Genomic DNA, 14,730 nt, shown 5'->3' with positions numbered 1-14,730 from the left:
ATCATCGGGCTTTGCGCCAATCATGCAGTCGTAGCAGGGTGGCGGAGCTGTCTGATTTGAGGCGGTTACACCTACAAATTTTGACGTTTTTGTTGAGAAACGATTTCGATAACATGGGCGACTTTTGCAAAAATGGCGAGGGATTGTTGCTCTGAGTGATAAAAATTATTTCGGGATAAGACATGGTGTATAGGGCGCTACCTATCTACAATCGCCCGCACTGAATTCCCGGCACTGTTCAGCCTTTATTAAGGAACTGATCAGGAGGTCGGGTGTCGAGCGAGCCGCGAGGCTTTCGAGACACCCAGGTGTCGGTGCCTTCCAACTTTCCGCACCAAATGGAATTGGTCTGTAACAAGGCCTTTGACCACGAATTCGAATAAGAACTGAACGCTGTCCCAAGGTTTTGTCGAGCGGCTGACGCGCGACGGGCGGCCCTTATTCAATCCAAAGAAAATGCCAACCCTTGGCAGGGTGAAGTGTTGGCGATCAAAACCCAACTGCATTGCGCAAGCTGCTTTAGAGGTCGTGAGATGAGTAAAAACAGGTACCCCAGATTACTAGGCCTAGTGCCGCTGCTCGGCACGTTGCTGCTGGGAGGCTGCAACATGACCTTGCTCAATCCAACGGGCCAGGTCGGCCTGGAACAGCGCAACCTGATCATCACCGCCACGCTGCTGATGCTGTTGGTCGTCGTGCCGGTCATCGTCATGACCTTCCTGTTTGCCTGGAAGTACCGCGCTTCGAACAAGAACGCTGTCTACACGCCGAAGTGGTCGCACTCGACCAAGATCGAAGTGGCCGTATGGACCATCCCGGTGCTGATCATCATCGCCCTGGGCTACATCACTTACATCTCGACTCACGAGCTGGACCCGTATCGTCCGATCGAGTCTGACGTCAAGCCTGTGACCATCGAAGTCGTTGCGCTGGACTGGAAGTGGCTGTTCATCTACCCGGAACAAGGCATTGCCACGGTCAACAAGATCGTGTTCCCGGCGCACACCCCGATCAACTTCAAGATCACCTCTGACGCTGTGATGAACTCGTTCTTCATCCCGGGTCTGGGCGGCCAGATCTACGCGATGGCGGGCATGCAGACCAAGCTGCACCTGATCGCCGACCGCAACGCTGAAATGGACGGTATCTCCGCCAACTACAGCGGTGCCGGTTTCACCGGTATGAAATTCAAGGCTATCTCCACCACTCAGGAAGATTTCGACGCCTGGGTAAGTGAAGTCAAGAAGTCACCTAAACAGCTTGATCAAGCTGAATACGCGGCCCTTGCCAAACCGAGCCAGAACAACCCAGTCGAGCTCTACTCGTCGGTCACGCCGAACCAGTTCCAGATCATCGTCGACAAGTACGAAGGTATGAAGCCGGGCAAGCCGCTGAAGCACGAGAAGAAAGAGAAAGAAGTGGCGGCCACGGATATTGACGCGGGTTCGCATTCAGCTGCCGGGGCAGAGGAGTAAACGATGTTTGGTAAATTAAGTTGGGAAGCAGTCCCATTCCACGAGCCGATCGTGATGGTGACCATCGCCATGATCGCCCTCGGTGGTCTGGCGCTGTTCGCTGCGATCACTTATTTCAAGAAGTGGACGTACCTGTGGACCGAGTGGCTGACTTCGGTCGACCACAAGAAGATCGGCGTGATGTACATCATCGTCGCCATGGTCATGCTGCTGCGCGGCTTTGCCGACGCGATCATGATGCGTACCCAGTTGGCCATGGCCACCGAGGGTTCGCCTGGCTACCTGCCACCTGAACACTATGACCAGATCTTCACCGCTCACGGTGTGATCATGATCATCTTCATGGCGATGCCATTCTTCACCGGCCTGATGAACCTTGCAGTGCCGCTGCAGATCGGCGCGCGTGACGTTGCGTTCCCGTTCCTGAACTCCCTGAGCTTCTGGCTGCTGGTTTCCGGCGTTGTGCTGATCAACCTGTCCCTGGGCGTCGGCGAATTCGCCAAGACCGGCTGGGTTGCCTATCCACCGCTGTCGGGTCTGCAATACAGCCCTGGCGTGGGCATGGACTACTACATCTGGGCGCTACAGCTATCCGGGTTGGGTACAACGCTGACGGGGGTCAACTTCCTCGCCACCGTGCTGAAAATGCGTACCCCTGGCATGAAGCTGATGGACATGCCGATCTTCACCTGGACCTGCACCTGGGCCAACGTTCTGATCGTGGCTTCGTTCCCGATCCTGACCGCGACCCTGGCACTGCTGACCCTTGACCGTTACATGGATTTCCACATTTTCACCAATGAACTTGGTGGCAATCCGATGATGTACGTCAACCTGTTCTGGGCGTGGGGCCACCCTGAGGTTTACATCCTGATCCTGCCGGCCTTCGGCATCTTCTCGGAAGTGATCTCGGCCTTCACCGGCAAGAAGCTGTTCGGCCACCACTCGATGATCTACGCCTCGGGCGCGATCTCGGTGCTGGGCTTCATGGTATGGCTGCACCACTTCTTCACCATGGGTTCGGGTGCAAGCGTCAACGCCTTCTTCGGTCTGGCGACGATGCTGATTTCCATCCCGACGGGTGTGAAGCTGTTCAACTGGCTGTTCACCATCTACCAGGGCCGTCTGCGTTTCACCAGCCAGGTGCTGTGGACCCTGGGCTTCATGGTGACCTTCGCCATCGGCGGCATGACCGGCGTACTGCTGGCCATCCCGGGTGCTGACTTCGTGCTGCACAACAGCCTGTTCGTGATCGCGCACTTCCACAACGTGATCATCGGCGGTGCGGTATTCGGTTACATCGCAGGCTTTGCGTTCTACTTCCCGAAAGCGTTCGGCTTCAAGCTGCACGAAGGCTGGGGCAAAGCAGCGTTCTGGTTCTGGATCTCGGGCTTCTTCGTCGCGTTCATGCCGCTCTACGCACTGGGCTTCATGGGCATGACCCGTCGTCTGAACGCCACCACGAACCCTGAGTGGGTACCGTACCTGTACGTTGCCATGTTCGGTGCGGTGATGATCGCTGTCGGTATCGCCTGCCAACTGATCCAGCTGTACGTCAGTGTGCGTGACCGCAACAAGCCAGAGAACATGTGCGAACACGGCGACCCGTGGAATGCACACACCCTGGAATGGTCGACCTCGTCGCCACCACCGTTCTACAACTTCGCTGTGCTGCCTAAGGCCGATTGCATCGACCCGTTCACCGAAGCCAAGGAAAACGGTACCGCGTACCAGCGTCCGGCCAAGTACGAGCCGATCCACATGCCGAACAACACCGCCACTGGCGTGGTGATGGGCGCGCTGTTGACCGTCTTCGGTTTCGCGATGATCTGGCACATCTGGTGGCTGGCAATCGCGAGCCTGGTGGGCACCGTCGTTTACTTCGTGATCCACGCTGCACGTGACGACCAGGGCTATATGGTTCCGGTTGAAACGATCGAGCGTATCGAAGCCGAGCAGCACAAGCGTCTGGTCGCGGCAGGGAAAATCCCGGCCAATGCCACCCGTGTTGAAACCTCGTTGGAACAGGCTTAAACCATGTCGAACTTAGTGACCAATGTTGGACACGCCCATGGTGACCATGGGCACGATGACCATCACCACGACTCGGGCGAGATGACCGTATACGGTTTCTGGCTCTACCTGATGACCGACTGCATTCTGTTTGCGTCGATTTTCGCGGTGTACGCAGTACTGGTAAACAACGTTGCCGGTGGCCCGTCGGGCCACGACATCTTCGAACTGCCTTACGTGCTGGGCGAAACCGCTCTGCTGTTGTTCAGTTCGATCACCTACGGCTTCGCCATGCTGGCGTTGTACAAAGGCAAGAAGCAGGCGGTCCTGGGCTGGTTGTTCATGACCTTCCTGCTCGGCGCGGGCTTCATTGCCATGGAGATCAACGAGTTCCACCTGCTGATCTCCGAGGGCTTCGGTCCTAGCCGTTCGGGCTTCCTGTCGGCGTTCTTCACCCTGGTCGGTACTCACGGTCTGCACGTTTCGGCCGGTCTGATCTGGATGGGCGTCATGATGTACCAGGTCAACAAGCATGGCCTGACGGCGACCAACAAGACCCGTCTGAGCTGCCTGAGCCTGTTCTGGCACTTCCTGGACGTGGTGTGGATCTGCGTATTCACCGTTGTTTACCTGATGGGGACCCTGTAATGGCTAATGCACACTCCCATGACAGCCACGATGCTGGCCACGGCAGCGTAAAGTCGTACGCCATCGGCTTCATCCTGTCGGTGATCCTGACTGTGATCCCGTTCGGCCTGGTGATGTACCCGACCCTGCCGAAGTCCACCACGCTGGCGATCGTTCTGCTGTTCGCAGTGATCCAGGTGATCGTTCACCTGTATTACTTCCTGCACCTGGACCGTTCCATTGCACAGCGTAACAACGTGATCGCGTTCGTCTTCACGGCGATTGTGATCGTGCTGCTGGTTGGCCTGTCGCTGTGGATCATGTTCAGCATCCACACGTACATGATGGCGAAGTGAGGTAGACCCGATGTCGCTCAAGCACTTTATCCAAATCACCAAACCGGGGATCATTTTCGGTAACGTGCTTTCTGTGGCAGGCGGGTTCTTCCTGGCCTCGAAAGGGCATGTCGATCTGGCGGTGTTTCTGGCCGCCATGATCGGTACTTCCCTGGTCGTGGCCTCCGGTTGCGTGTTCAACAACTGCATCGACCGCGACATCGACCTGAAGATGGAACGCACCAAGAACCGTGTGCTGGTCCAGGGCCTGATCTCCCTGAAACTGGCACTGGTTTACGCGACCATTCTGGGTGTTCTCGGCGTTGCGTTGTTGTACAAGGTGGCCAACCCGTTGGCCGCGCTGTTCGCAATCATCGGCTTCGTGATCTACGTCGGCTTCTACAGCCTGTACCTCAAGCGCAAGTCGGTTCACGGCACGCTGGTGGGCAGTCTGTCGGGCGCCATGCCGCCAGTGATCGGTTACGTTGCCGTGACCAACAGCTTCGACATGGCCGCACTGACCCTGCTGGTGATGTTCAGCCTGTGGCAGATGCCGCATTCCTACGCCATCGCGATCTTCCGCTTCAACGATTACCTGGCCGCATCGATTCCGGTGTTGCCAGTGAAGCGCGGGATTCAAGTGGCCAAGAAGCACATCCTGCTCTACATCCTGGCGTTCCTCGTGGCGACCTTGATGCTGACCTTCAGCGGCTACGCCGGCATGAGCTACCTCGCCGTCGCCGCGGCCATGGGCATGTACTGGTTGTACATGGCCTGGACCGGCTACAAGGCAGTGGATGACACAGTCTGGGCACGCAAGCTGTTCGTGTTCTCGATCTTCACCATCACTGCGTTGAGCGTCATGATGTCCCTGGACTTCAAGGTGCCGGGCGAGCTGCTGCTGACGTACGCGCCGTAAGGTTGCAGGCTTCATGAAAAACCCCGCACATTGAGAGATGTGCGGGGTTTTTTGTTGGCTGGCTTTAGGACGTGCCGATTTGCTTGCTTCTTGGTCCAGCAGCTTGTCGCGGTGGCTTGATGGGTGTGTAAGCTAATCCCACATTTATGCAGGTGGTGAGACAGTCACCCGTCTCATGAACTCATCAAACAGCGGAACGGTGAATGCTATGAGCGCATATTCCGGACTGTAGATCATGCCCTTTTTGATCAGGCTATCGCGTACCGGGCCCAGGCTCGTAGCGTTTCGCCCCAGCGCTTTAGCTACATCGGCAGAGCGTTGTGGTCCTTCTCCCAACTCGGCAAGACAACGCATGTATTCCCTTTCAGCCGGCGTGGTGCGATCAAAGCGGACCCTGAAAAAAGACTCGTCAAGTTTACGGATGCTTTCCTCTGTCGCTGCCTGCGCATCTGCCTCGGTTATGGACTGTTCTTTGGCAATGTTCCAAGCGGTATAGCCCCACTCCTGCAAAAAATAGGGATAGCCGTGGGTTTTCTCAAAAATCTCGCGCAATGCGCCGTCAGAGATGCTCGCGCCTTCTTCTTCAACAGGATCACGTAAGGCTTTCCAGGCATCTATCTCTAATAGAGCGCCCAGACGAGGAAACTCGAATAGTCGCTCAGCATAACTTTTGGCATCGCCCGCTTGCCCCGCAAGCTGCGGGAGACCCGCACCAAAAAGGATCAGAGGCAGAGCAGCCTGATTAACTGCGTGGATGCCGCGGATAAGCGCGCCCAGCTCGTCTTTGGAAAGATACTGTAATTCATCAATCAAAATGGCGACGGGTGTCCCTGCGTCCCTTGCCGCCTCCGCTGTTGCTATCAGGACGTCACGCAGATCATCTTCCAGATTGCCACTGTCGGCATAGCCAGCTTCGGAGTCTCCGCCAAGCGTAACTTCGGCCCCACCCGCTGCAATAGTGATATTGCCGATAAAGCTACGAAGTATGCGTATCCCTCTTTTGACCGCCTCGACCGTGCTCTGCACTCGGTCCAAACGCAATAGCACGCGGCGTAATACCGGAATCAGAAGCTGTTTCAACTCAGCTCCATCGTGAGCCTCCTGCATTTCGGCGAGATAACCCAATGCTAAAGCCCGGTCTTTGATCTGATTCAGGAGTACCGTTTTTCCGACACCGCGTAAGCCTAATATCATCAAGGATTTGGCGTGCTTGCCGCGCTTCGTGCGCGCCAATGCAGTATCTGCCGTTTCCAGTACTTCCGATCGCCCCGCTAACTCCGGTGGGGAAACACCTGCTCCGGGGTTGAATGGGTTGGTATTCTTGTCCACAGCTTGATCTCATATGGAAATATTCATACTTATAGTGATAAATCGCTATAACTGCAAATAAGTAGCTAAAGTACTTAGCACCAAGGCTGATTGCTTGGTTCGTTTCCCTATGACACTAGGTTTGCTGTCGGATGGAGACAATCGTAGCGATGTGCCCGCTCGACTGGCTTTAGTGTGGCGGGAGAGCCGAAGTGCTTTAAAACCGGCCTCTGTATAGGCTGGTTGCTCAGTGCAGGTAAAAGACCTAAATTTGGATCCAGGTATGTCATCTGCACGTCCGCGATCCTGATGCGGGCTACAACTGGCTAAACAATTGGCTTAACTCAAAAGGCTGGGCGCAATGACCGAACGGATGACCTGCGATGAGCGCTTTATCGCCCTGGCCGAAGAACTGAACTACGACATCTATGGCGAGAACACCGCCGGTGGCAATTACGCGCCGCTGATTCGTCATCACGATGAGCTGTACATCAGCGGCATGGTGCCGCGGGTCAATGGCAAGATTCTGTACCCAGGTCGGGTAGGGCTGGAGTTGAGTCTCAAGGACGCGCAAGCTGCCGCGAGCATCAGTGCAATGCGTTGTCTGGCGCTAATTGTCGATGCGGTGGGCTCGCTGGACAAGATCCGTGCATTGTTGCGGGTCACGGTGTATGTGAAATCGACCGCAGATTTCGTTGACCTGAGCGAAGTGGCCAATGGCGCTTCGGATGTGTTCAGCCATGTACTGGGGGACGCCGGGCGGCATACGCGCACGACCATTGGTGTGTATCAGTTGCCGAAGAATGCGGCGATTGAAGTGGACATGATTGCGGCGTTGCATCCATCGGCTTGAGGTCGTAGCGGCTCAAACAAAAAGCCCCGCCTGATCACTCAGCGCGGGGCTTTTTCGTGAAGCGCTCGTCAAATTACTGCGCCGCGATGCTGTACCCGTCAAACGCGGTCTGCTGTTGCAGCGCGGTGATGATGTTCTTGCGGTTCACCGCCTGTTCCGTGCCGGCGTTATCGACGAAGGTTTCGCTTTCCAGCTCGGCTTCATCGCCTTCGCCCACGAAGGTGAAGCCCAGAAATTCCAGCGCCTCACGGTCGACGTTCAGACGCGAACGCGGGGTGCGCATTGGCAGGGTTACGCTGGCGCCGTCCTTGCTGATAGTGAAAGTTTCCACTTCTTTCTTCTTCGCAGCCTTGCTCTTGCCGCCGCTCGGATTGCTGATCGCCTGATGGGTCTGGTTCAGCACTTTCAGCGCCAGACCATAAACGATTTCCTGAAACGCCGGATCGTCCTTGAAGCTGGACAGAATGCGGCCGATCGAGAACTTGCTGCTCAGATCCTCCAGCGCGGCGATGTCCGCTGCCTCTGCATCCTTCAGACGCTTGAGTTCGCCCATCAGCTCGTACGCCTTATCGTCATCAAAGCTGTCATGCGCCTGGCGGATCGCCGCACGCAACTCGCGGATCTGGTCGCTTTCGCGGGTCGACTGGAACGCGTCCAGGACCATCTCGCTGATGATTTTGGCTTGTGGCAGGTGTTGTGAAAGATTGATGGAGTTTTCGTATTCCGCTTTGGACGACTGGGTGACTACGGATTCAGCGGTGTTGAAATCGGACATTGAAATTTCACTACTTTTTAACTTGGGTTGAGACGAGAAAGCACGAGGTCTTTTTCAGGCCGACTAATTTAGGGGAGCGGGGCGGCGTTGTCACGGAGCAACGGTCTGGTGGTCGGGTTTTTTCAATGGCCCGGTCATTTCCCGTTCATGGCATCTTGCGGCTTGCCCCATGTGCGCATCGCAAACTCGACAAACCGTCTCAGCTTCGGCAGTCGATAGCGATCCTGCGCATACAGCAGGTGCATCGGCCGGCTCGGTGGTTGGTAATCGGCCATGACCTTGACCAGTTTGCCGTCGCGCAGATCCTGTTCCACCAGCGCATCGGGCAACATCATGATCCCCATGCCATTGCGTGCTGCCTGGTGCAAGCCGGCAGAGCTGTTGATCAGCATCGGCCCGCTCACGTCGACGAGCACTTCGCCTTCCGGGCCGCTGAGGCGCCAGCGTTTTTCCACCGATTGCCAATCGTCGCCGGCAGGGTAGGCGAAGGACAGGCAATCGTGTTGCTGCAGGTCCTGTGGCGTGTGCGGCATGCCGCGTCGCGCGATGTACTGCGGGGAGGCGCAGACCGTCAGGGTGTAGTCGATCAAGGGCCGGGCGATCAGGTTGGATTGGTCGAAATTGCCCAACCGGAACGCGACATCGAGGCCGTTCTCCAGCAGATCCGGGCGGCGGTTGGTCAACACCACGTCCAGTTTTACTTGCGGATACAGCAAGGCATATTCGCTGAGTGCTGGGGTCAGTCGTTCGACGCCAAAGGTCAGCGGCGCGGCAATACGCAGCAAGCCGCGCGGCTCGTCCAGCGCTTGTTCGGCAAGGCGCTCGGAGTCGGCCACCAAGCCAAGCACTTCCAGGCAACGCTGATAATAGACACTGCCGAATTCGGTCAGGCGCTGGCGGCGCGTGGTGCGTTGCAACAGTTGTACGCCGAGCCGTTGCTCCAGCGCGCGCAGGTGATTGCCGACCATCGTTGTCGACATTTCGCACTCCGAGGCGGCTGCCGTCATGCTCCCGGTTTCGACCACTTTGACGTAGACGCCCATCGACTGGAACAGGTCCATTATCAAGCTCAGCTTTTAAATGATTGAAGTTTTCGTGAGTTTATCCAGCTCAGGTGGCTAACCATACTGCAAACACACCGACCTGCACTGGAGTTTCGCGTCATGACCGTCGCCCTGATGAACACCTACCAACCCCTGGCCCTGAGTTTCACCAAAGGCCTGGGCACGCGCCTGTGGGATCAGGCGGGGCGTGAATATCTGGATGCGGTGGCCGGTGTTGCCGTGACCAACGTCGGCCACTCGCATCCGCGCATTGTTTCGGCGATCAGCGAGCAGGCGGGATTGCTGCTGCACACCTCCAATTTGTACAGCATCGACTGGCAGCAACAACTGGCCAAACGGCTGACGGCGTTGTCGGGCATGCAGCGGGCATTCTTCAACAACTCCGGCGCCGAAGCCAACGAGACAGCACTGAAACTGGCGCGACTGTACGGCTGGCGCAAAGGCATCGAGCAGCCGCTGGTGGTGGTCATGGCCAACGCTTTTCATGGCCGCACCCTCGGCACTTTATCCGCCAGCGATGGCCCGGCGGTGCGCCTGGGTTTCAACGAACTGCCGGGGGATTTCGTCAAAGTGCCGTTCGGCGATCTCGCTGCGCTGGAGCAAGTACAGCGCAAACACGGGGCGCGCATCGTGGCGATTCTGGTCGAACCGATCCAGGGCGAAAGCGGCGTACAAATCGCACCGCCCGGCTACCTCAAAGCCTTGCGTGAACTGTGCAATCGCCACGGGTGGCTGCTGATGCTCGATGAAATTCAGACCGGTATTGGCCGCACCGGGCGGTGGTTTGCCTTTCAACACGAAGGCATCGTTCCCGATGTCATGACCCTGGCCAAAGGCTTGGGCAACGGCGTGCCGATCGGCGCCTGTCTGGCACGCGGCCACGCGGCGGATCTGTTCACCCCAGGCAGCCACGGCAGCACTTTCGGCGGTAATCCACTGGCTTGCCGGGTCGGCTGCACGGTGCTGGATATCATTGAAGAACAAGGTCTGCTGGAGAATGCGCGGGTGCAGGGCGAGCGGCTGTTGGAACGCCTGCGCGCGGAACTGGCGGACAATCCGAATGTGCTGGCGACTCGTGGGCAGGGATTGATGATCGGCGTCGAGCTGAAACAACCGGTACGCGACCTGACGCTGATTGCGGCGCGGGATCATGGCTTGTTGATCAACGTGACTCGGGGCAAGACGATACGGTTGCTGCCACCGTTGACGATTGATGAGCGGGAGGTGGGGATGATTGTCAGAGGGGTTGGGCGTGCGTTGTCTTCAGCTCCATCTGTGTAATCACTGCTGCGGAGTGTCTGGTAAGTGCAGCGAGTTGGCCGATCGCAAAAGTGACTCATAATCAGCCAGACCTATCATCACAACCGGTTCGGCGCTGCGCCTGGTAATCAGCACCGGTTCGCGATCATTGGTTACTTGGTCCATCGATATTGTCAGGCGGGCTTTGGCTTTGCTGAAGGTGGTGGTTTGCATGATGTAGGTCTGCGGTTGGTACACAGTGAGGTCGACTGTGATTGCGCCCAGTATCACTCAAGCACTTCGGAGACGTTTCCGAGAGACTTGTAATCCTTATCAGCTGTAATTGTCAGCAGGTGGAATGCCCGTTGTCAGGCACCCCACCTATGCCCGGAACGTGGCATCAATCCCGCTCATCCCCCAACTCCGGCGCCAACATCCTCGTCTTTATCGCCCCATTCGAATTGTGCTGAACAATCTCGCTCGGCTGCCCCTGTTCATTGAAAAACACCTGTCCAATCCCCGCCGAATTCCACAGCCGTTCCCCGGCCTCAGCGTGTTCCGGGGTGTACGGGACAATGCGCATCAGTCGGCGTTTGGTGAACCAGTTCAACGGTGAACGCGGTGAGTAGAGCCAGCGGTTGAGGCGGTCGAACCATTCCAGCAGCGTCGGTGGAAACTCGTTCTTGATACCGCTGCTGGTGATCTGCCAGATTCGCGGGCCGGCCTTGCGGTGTCGGATCAGGACTTCGTAGACAAAGGAATAATGCACATCGCCTGACAGCACCACGTAGTTCCCCGGTGTACGCGAGTGTCGGAAAATATTCAGGATCACCTGTGCCGCGCCGCGATGGGCCATCCAGTTTTCCGCATCGACCAGCAGTGGATAACCGCACCAGCTGAAAACCTTTTGCACGGTTTCAATCAGCTTCACACCAAAGATCGGCGCCGGCGAAACGATAATTGCTGATGGGTGATCGAGCAGTTCCTGCTGCAATTCGCTCAAGGCTTCCCAGTCGAGCAGGCCCGACGGTTGCTTGAGGGCCATTTCGCTGCGCCAGCGCCGGGTGCGCGTGTCAATCACCACCAATGCCGGACTGCTCGGCAGCACGAAATGCCACTGCTGAAAACGCAGCAACTGATCAATCAGATCATCCTGCACCGGCATGTCCAGATAGCCGTCATCGCCGCTGGCGCTCAGCTGCACGGTTTGCGCCAATACATTCTTGAAAGCATCCGGGTTATTGCCCCAGCCCTGACACAACAAATAAGCAATCAGCGCATTGCCGATGATGCGCTTGGAGAACGGATGGCCGTAGGCGGTTTCCTCCCACTGCGCGGATAGATTCCAGTCATCGGTGATGTCGTGATCATCGAAAATCATCAGACTCGGCAGATGCGCCAGTGCCCGGGCGACGTTGCCAAGGCCAGCCTTGAAAACATCGATGCGCGTCTGTTCGAGGGTGTAACGCTTGAGGCGTTCGGGTGTCAGCGTTGGCGCGATCGGGTTGATTAGCGTCCAGGGTGTCGGCGACCAGACCAGCATGTACATCGCCATGACTTCGGCGAACGTCACCAAGTGGTTGTCAGCGCTGCTGCTGGTGAAAATCGGCTTACGCGCGCCGCCGAAAAATCGCTCGCGCAAAGTCTCGTTGCTTTCCAGCGCCGGTAACAAATCCGCACGGTGGTAGTAACTGGCCGGGTGCTCGTAGAGCTTGGCGCTGTCGCTGACCACGGCACCGTCAAGGTGCTCATCGAACAGACCCAGGCGCTCGATCAAGGCATGAATCGCCCGCAACATCGGCCCGGCGACATCGTCGGCGTAGACCTGATCGCCACTCATCATCAGCAGCGCCGGACGTTGTTGCGCGTCGGTTTCGGCGGCCAGCAATTGATCGACGCAGAGCAAACCATCGGTGGCCGGGTGATGCGGCTTGCGGCAGGAGCCGTGCAGCAGTTGATCGATCCGTGAACGCACCACAAGGTTGGCTGAGGTGGCGCCGGCGTAAAGCAGATGCGGCGCCCATTCCGCGATGCCGTTGCTGCCGTCGATCAGCAGGTCGTAGTCGATAAGAGTGTCGCAGGGCAGGGCGCTTTCCAGTTGAACGTCGATCAAATGCACGAACGCGCGACGACCTACGGGAATGACCGTGCATTTCCCCGCATTGAGGGGAATGTCTCCTACACCTTGCAGGCGCAAGGTCAGCGACAATTCACGCGTGCCCACCAGCCACAGCACCACGCGCGTCGGCTCCAGTCGCCGCAGCAGCGGGCCGGCGACAACGGCGGGCAATGGGGTCAAGTCATCAAGTGTTCGGGACATCCGCTTCAAGCTCTGGGTGCACAGCCGGCGATGATAACGCAGCCGGCGCCCGGAACGCTTAAGCGAGGCTTAAGTCGAGGTTTTCTGCAGATTCAACGCCAACAATCGCCACTCGCCTGACGACGCTTGCTCCTGCACCGAGCAGTCGAAACGGTAGGTGACATCGTCGCCATTCATGTTGCGCGCGGTCACGCTGTTGCTGAAGCTGTAGACCTGATCCTTGAAGCGCCTGGTAGTCAGCAACTGGCTGTCAGCGAAACGCGCCGAGGCCGGGAAGCGCAAAGCGCTGGTCACCAACGGGCTGCACATGACATAGGCGAGCATCGACTTGTCGCTGTCCGCATCGTGGCCGAGCTTTTTACTCAGAGCGGTAAGCGCTTTGCGACCCTCGGCATCACTTTGCTCCAGCACGGTTTGCTCCGCGATCGACTTCGGCGCTCGGCTGGCGTAATTCGGTAACAGGGCTGACTCGGGAGGCGACGGTTGATTATCAGGCTCGATAGGCGAAAAAGTCGGCACGGCAGCAAGTTGAGCGGCGCTCGATTCGCTTTCAGGCAGCAGAGAAGTCGGCTCGACGTTCTGTGCCACGATGCTCTCGGGATGCTCGTCTTTATACGCGGAGGGAAACAGCGACAGCGTGATCGACAGCACCACCAGACCCACAATGAAACCACCTGCCGCGCCAACGATATTGCCGTAGAAAATATTCCAGCTACCGCGGTTCTTCACCACCCAGCGCCACATGAAACCCCAGACAGCGACGAACGCCAGAAAACGCAGAAACTCCATTTGATCCTTTCCTTACCTTTCAACAATCCAGGCGCGATGCGAGACGAACATGAGCGCCGACGATGCGCGGCAAGATAGCAAAACGGACGCGTCGTCCGGTTACGGTTGCGGAAAATAATTCGCTGCCAGAAACATCAACGTGACCATCCCGGCGGCAATGAGTGGACGGCACGATAGCAAAATAGTAGCGTCGCGCCACTTTCTTCATCTGCGTAATGGACTACACATGCACACGTTCTCGTCAGTCTCGCGTCTGATTTGCGCGATCATCTTCTCTGCCCTTACCACCCCGGCTTTTGCCTACTGGGAAGAAACTCCCGAAGTCGCTTGGAAGGGCTACCTCTCCGATTGTCACAATTATCAGGACGCGTTGAGCAAGGTTCAAAACGGGGCCATGACTGCCAGGGACGCGATGATCCGAATCGATAGCTTGAACCGCACTGTTTTCGTCCATCGCGATCAACTCGCTCAGGCAAGCCTCGACTCTCCCGATTATGCCCGTTGTGAAAACGTCATTGCCCAAGCGACCGAAATCTGGAACAGGGAACATGACGTCCAGGACAAAGAGATTCAACAGCGATACTTCGAGGCTCAGGCCGAGCACGTAAAGTCACCGGAATACCAGCGCGCTCGCGCTCTCGGCTTTAGCGACGTCGGCGGACTGGGCAAGCTCAAAGAGCTCGCCGAGGATTCGGAAACGGATGGCGAAGCGTATCTGAAGACACTGATGATCACGGTCGATTGGGGGTGCGGCCGACATTTTCGCGCCGTGCGATACGTCAAACCCTACGTGATCTACACCGCCCATCCCGATGAGGGCAGCTGCGCAGTCTATAAAGAGGTCGCGGTGCTGGGCGCAGACGCGGTGGAGCAAGGCGAGACCATCGATCGCGACGCTATTTTCCAGTACATGGGATGGAAAAAACTGACCGGGCCGGGCGGGTTTCCGCTCGACATCCGCGTCGTCAAAATGCGCAAGTAATCCGCAGGTTTTTCTTCAGCCAGAGGACGGA

General features: G+C 57.3%; 14 protein-coding genes. 8 read left to right on the top strand and 6 right to left on the bottom strand.

The window, feature by feature from the left end; genetic code table 11:
• The first annotated feature begins 533 nt into the window (after positions 1 to 533).
• The 5 genes from cyoA to cyoE are packed head-to-tail and all read left to right on the top strand — an operon-like array spanning position 534 to position 5,369.
• Positions 534 to 1,475, top strand: a complete 942-nt coding sequence (cyoA, locus tag HU739_RS23910; protein ID WP_024014231.1) for a ubiquinol oxidase subunit II — start codon at positions 534 to 536, stop codon at positions 1,473 to 1,475.
• Between the two features lie 3 nt (positions 1,476 to 1,478).
• A complete protein-coding gene (cyoB, locus tag HU739_RS23905; protein ID WP_186549050.1) occupies positions 1,479 to 3,509 on the top strand; it encodes a cytochrome o ubiquinol oxidase subunit I in 2,031 nt (676 codons plus the stop codon).
• 3 nt (positions 3,510 to 3,512) lie between these two features.
• A complete protein-coding gene (gene cyoC / locus HU739_RS23900; protein ID WP_090286077.1) occupies positions 3,513 to 4,136 on the top strand; it encodes a cytochrome o ubiquinol oxidase subunit III in 624 nt (207 codons plus the stop codon).
• Entirely contained in the window at positions 4,136 to 4,471 is a 336-nt protein-coding gene (gene cyoD / locus HU739_RS23895) for a cytochrome o ubiquinol oxidase subunit IV (RefSeq protein ID WP_011335842.1), read from the top strand. Before cyoC ends, cyoD begins: the two co-directional genes overlap by 1 nt.
• A 10-nt stretch (positions 4,472 to 4,481) precedes the next feature.
• Positions 4,482 to 5,369, top strand: coding sequence for a heme o synthase (gene cyoE / locus HU739_RS23890; RefSeq protein WP_186530385.1), 888 nt, complete (start codon positions 4,482 to 4,484; stop codon positions 5,367 to 5,369).
• 144 nt (positions 5,370 to 5,513) lie between these two features.
• On the opposite strand, the gene HU739_RS23885 is transcribed toward cyoE, so the two are convergent.
• Positions 5,514 to 6,698 (bottom strand): AAA family ATPase, encoded by a 1,185-nt coding sequence (locus HU739_RS23885; protein ID WP_186549053.1) that lies wholly within the window; start codon positions 6,696 to 6,698, stop codon positions 5,514 to 5,516.
• A gap of 340 nt (positions 6,699 to 7,038) precedes the next feature.
• Here HU739_RS23885 and HU739_RS23880 point away from each other — a divergent pair, with 340 nt between their 5' ends.
• Positions 7,039 to 7,530 carry a RidA family protein gene (locus tag HU739_RS23880; protein ID WP_186530381.1) on the top strand — a complete coding sequence of 164 codons (492 nt, stop codon included), beginning with the start codon at positions 7,039 to 7,041 and terminating at the stop codon, positions 7,528 to 7,530.
• Positions 7,531 to 7,603: 73 nt separating this feature from the next.
• Here HU739_RS23880 and HU739_RS23875 read toward each other — a convergent pair whose 3' ends face one another.
• Positions 7,604 to 8,305, bottom strand: a complete 702-nt coding sequence (locus HU739_RS23875; protein WP_186549055.1) for a hypothetical protein — start codon at positions 8,303 to 8,305, stop codon at positions 7,604 to 7,606.
• Positions 8,306 to 8,439: 134 nt separating this feature from the next.
• Entirely contained in the window at positions 8,440 to 9,366 is a 927-nt protein-coding gene (locus HU739_RS23870; RefSeq protein WP_186549057.1) for a LysR family transcriptional regulator, read from the bottom strand.
• Positions 9,367 to 9,468: 102 nt separating this feature from the next.
• Here HU739_RS23870 and HU739_RS23865 point away from each other — a divergent pair, with 102 nt between their 5' ends.
• Positions 9,469 to 10,650 (top strand): aspartate aminotransferase family protein, encoded by a 1,182-nt coding sequence (locus HU739_RS23865; RefSeq protein ID WP_186549059.1) that lies wholly within the window; start codon positions 9,469 to 9,471, stop codon positions 10,648 to 10,650.
• On the opposite strand, the gene HU739_RS23860 is transcribed toward HU739_RS23865, so the two are convergent.
• The 3 genes from HU739_RS23860 to HU739_RS23850 form a co-directional block, all read right to left on the bottom strand.
• Positions 10,651 to 10,842: a type II toxin-antitoxin system Phd/YefM family antitoxin gene (locus HU739_RS23860; RefSeq protein WP_186549061.1), complete on the bottom strand. Its 192-nt coding sequence runs from the start codon at positions 10,840 to 10,842 to the stop codon at positions 10,651 to 10,653.
• Between the two features lie 166 nt (positions 10,843 to 11,008).
• Positions 11,009 to 12,928, bottom strand: a complete 1,920-nt coding sequence (locus HU739_RS23855) for an alkaline phosphatase D family protein (protein ID WP_186549063.1) — start codon at positions 12,926 to 12,928, stop codon at positions 11,009 to 11,011.
• A gap of 69 nt (positions 12,929 to 12,997) precedes the next feature.
• On the bottom strand, positions 12,998 to 13,717 hold the full coding sequence (locus tag HU739_RS23850) for a hypothetical protein (protein WP_186549065.1): 720 nt from the start codon (positions 13,715 to 13,717) through the stop codon (positions 12,998 to 13,000).
• Positions 13,718 to 13,943: 226 nt separating this feature from the next.
• On the opposite strand from HU739_RS23850, the gene HU739_RS23845 reads away from it, so the two are divergent.
• Positions 13,944 to 14,699 carry a hypothetical protein gene (locus HU739_RS23845; protein ID WP_186549067.1) on the top strand — a complete coding sequence of 252 codons (756 nt, stop codon included), beginning with the start codon at positions 13,944 to 13,946 and terminating at the stop codon, positions 14,697 to 14,699.
• Positions 14,700 to 14,730 lie beyond the last annotated feature (31 nt).

Origin of the sequence: Pseudomonas hamedanensis, from assembly GCF_014268595.2 — a bacterium.
In the GTDB taxonomy this organism is placed as follows: Bacteria; Pseudomonadota; Gammaproteobacteria; order Pseudomonadales; family Pseudomonadaceae; genus Aquipseudomonas; species Aquipseudomonas hamedanensis.
Note: the sequence above shows the minus strand (reverse complement) of the source record. Positions and strands in the feature narration are given on the sequence as shown.